Origin of the sequence: Arthrobacter sp. Hiyo1 (genome assembly GCF_001263615.2) — a bacterium.
Classification (GTDB): domain Bacteria; phylum Actinomycetota; class Actinomycetes; order Actinomycetales; family Micrococcaceae; genus Arthrobacter.
Genome location: NZ_DF952468.1, coordinates 46,369 through 49,340, shown reverse-complemented (window position 1 = coordinate 49,340; position 2,972 = coordinate 46,369). Strand labels below are relative to the sequence as shown.

Below are 2,972 nucleotides of genomic sequence, written 5' to 3'. Positions count from 1 at the left end.
CCCGCCCGTGGCACCGGCGTCGGAAATGAACCTCCACAGGCCGAGGAATTGCCCGCGGCCCTTCTCCGGGGAAAAGTCGGCGCCGAGAGTCATGATGAGTCCCGAGCTGATGCCGTTGCCGAAGCCGATCAGGAGCGAGGCCAGCAGGAGCCCCACGAACTCGGCGGAGGACGGCATCAGGAACAACGCCGCGCCCATGATGAGGGTGGACGGCACCGCGACCCACATGCGCCCCTTGCGGTCCATGAGCTTGCCGGCCGGATAGAACACCAGCATGTCGATCGCGCCGGACAAGCCGTAGATCAGAGACGCGTGTGTCGCGTCCAATCCCAGGTGGTCCGCCCACAACGGGATGACAACTTGGCGTGAGGCCCGCAGGGCGCTGAGCAGCAGGATCCCGGTCCCGATCGTGAGGAACACGCCCGCATGGGAAACCGCAACGCCACGGAGGGTAGGCTCCGGACCCTTGCGGCCGCCGTCGACGTCGTCCGGCAAGACGAGATCCGGGATGGTGAGGGACAACACCGCGGCGGCCGCCATGCCCACCACGCCAACCCAATACGCCCCGCTGATGCCGGCGAACTGCATCACGGCCGCACCGACGAACGGGCCGATGAACACGCCGATCCGGGTCACTCCGCCCAACGTCGAGAGCGCGCGGGCCCGGTAAATCACGGGGACGGCTTCCGTGAGGTACTTCTGGCGCGCGAGGTTGAAGACGCTCGTGGACATCCCGACGACGGTCATCGCCGCGGCGAGCAGCCAGATTCCGTTGTGCGCAAGGAGCGGCGCGAATCCTGCGGCCAACAAGGCCAACGCTCCGGCTGCGCCTGCGGCCACGATGGCCCATCGTTCGCCGAATTTGATGGTGATCAGCGAGGCGGGCAGGTTGAAGAACCATGATCCCAGCCCGATCAAGGTGACCACCAACGCGGAAACAGCCACGGACGCACCAAGGTCTCGGGCGGACAAGGCCACCACCGGAAGCACTGCGCCTTCGCCGATACAGAACAGCAGGGCGGGCCCAAAGGCGGGCAACGCGATGCTGCGGAGATTGAAGGGTTGAACGGTGCTGGTTGTCGTCATCCCTTTCATCCTAGGCCGCCACTCCATTTGCGACGCGCCAAATACCTGTCGCGCACGGAATTCCGGCAGCGCCAGGCAATCCGCGTAGCGTCAGGCATTTAGCGCTGCGCCAGGCATTCCGCGCAGCGTCAAAAGCCTCCGCGCGGACGACGCCGGGGCACGCCTGCCGCTGCCAGCTTCCGTTCTAACACGCCGGGCGCCATGAGTTCCGCCCACACCCAACGGACTACGCCGCACCCCGTGGCACGGATCCGGTCCTCGCGCAGCTTCTCCTCCACGACGGCTTGAGCGGGGGTCCGTCCCTTGAGGAATTCCGGTTTCAGGTACTTGTCGATGCCGTCAAACTCCCCGGCCACCCGCACACCCTTCCAATAGAAGTCCGAAAAGCCCACCAGGCCCGCTTCGTCGCGGAATTCGCGTTGAAGAACCGGGGCCTCAAAGCCGCCGACATGCATCAAGGCGCGGCTGTAGGATTCCCCCGCGGATCCGGACAGGGGATCTGCGAATTCGACCGCCGTTTGGATTCTCCGGATGGCCGCCGCCGTGTAAATTCCGTCCGCTCCTGCCAGAAGTGCCTCTTTCGTGATGGCAGGCAATCCCCGTTTCCGGTCGGCTTTGAGCACGTGATCCAAGGGAGCGATCGCTTCGACGAACGGGGTGAAAGCTGCCAGATCCAGTACGGTGCGAACCCTGTCAGTCACCAGGAGTCCCTCGCGGCGACATACCTTGAGGCCGGAGGGGTCCGCGTAGTGGCGGGTTATCCCGGCCCGCGAGCGGCCGCCGTCGTTCCTCAGGGTCACGGCCTGCACCGGATGATGCAGGCCGATGGTGGGGATCCCCCATACTGACGCCGCCGAGTGCCTGGCGAAAATGGTCCGCGCTCTGGAGGTTTCGGCCGCAGCGCCGATCTGGACACGGTATTGTTCCCACGGTTTCAGCGCTGCCCACGCGGCGCCGTCGACGTACACGCCTTGGCGGACGCGATGCAAGGCACCCGTTTTGGCGCTGCGGGCGAGTTCCTTGAGGGTCGTTCCGTGAAAAAGGTGACCTCGGCTGAGTATCAGGCGTGGCAAGCGGGTCATGCCTAAGAACCTGCCACGGGGATCGGGGCCCGCGACAGCACCGAATTCCCCCATGTGGACAACTCCAGTGCTCTCCGACACGGTCTTTTCCCTGCGCCCCCGGAATTCCGTCTGCGTCAGGAATTTAGCGCAGCGCAGGGCACGAAGCGCAGCGACTACTTCAGGAAGCTGGCGTTGAACGAGTTCAGGTCCACGTTGATGCCGTTCAGGGTATGTTCGAACTTCTGCTGGATTCCCACGCGCATGGTGCCGGCCGTGTTCCAGCCGCCGTACTGCACGGGGTTCGGTGCCAGATAGTTGGGAGCCCAGCTGGCGTAGTTGAGATTGCTCGTGTCGGTATCCCACAGGGGCACGTCAGCAAATGCGGTGCTGTTGCCCATCAGCCCGGGCCACATGCCGCTGCCGCTGTAGATCACGGGCCGAACGCCGAGGCTCCGCACACCATCCACCATGGCCCGCGTCACCAGGGATCCACCGGGTTCGATGTCCAGGGCGAAGAACTGCAATTGCGACATGTACGGACCGGCCGCTTTGATCCCGTTCGACCAGCACGACGCGTCACGCGTGTAGACCGCGATCTTGAGGCCGGCGTCGAGCGCCATCTTCAATTGGGCCTGGGTCTGCTGCCACGGAGTGCACGTGCCCCAGACGGTGGAGTGCATCACGTAGAGACGGAAGCCCTCGGCGTAGGCCTGGCGGAACCAGTTGGGGTCGGTGATGGCCGCGGTGGTGTCGAGCACCTCGACGGAGCCGCCCTGGTCGGTTTGGGGTACAGCGTCCGCTTGGGGTACGGCGGCAGCCTGG

At 65.1% G+C, this 2,972-nt stretch carries 3 protein-coding genes; all 3 read right to left on the bottom strand.

Annotation, left to right across the window (positions count from 1 at the left end):
• Window positions 1–1,086 (bottom strand): MFS transporter (locus AHiyo1_RS00235; RefSeq protein ID WP_059387223.1); only part of this gene is annotated, 1,086 nt, incomplete at its 3' end.
• Window positions 1,087–1,214: 128 nt separating this feature from the next.
• Window positions 1,215–2,249, bottom strand: a complete 1,035-nt coding sequence (locus AHiyo1_RS00230; protein WP_340639262.1) for a hypothetical protein — start codon at window positions 2,247–2,249, stop codon at window positions 1,215–1,217.
• A 74-nt stretch (window positions 2,250–2,323) separates the two neighbouring features.
• A partial coding sequence (locus tag AHiyo1_RS00225; protein ID WP_216363109.1) for a hypothetical protein occupies window positions 2,324–2,972 on the bottom strand: 649 nt, incomplete at its 5' end.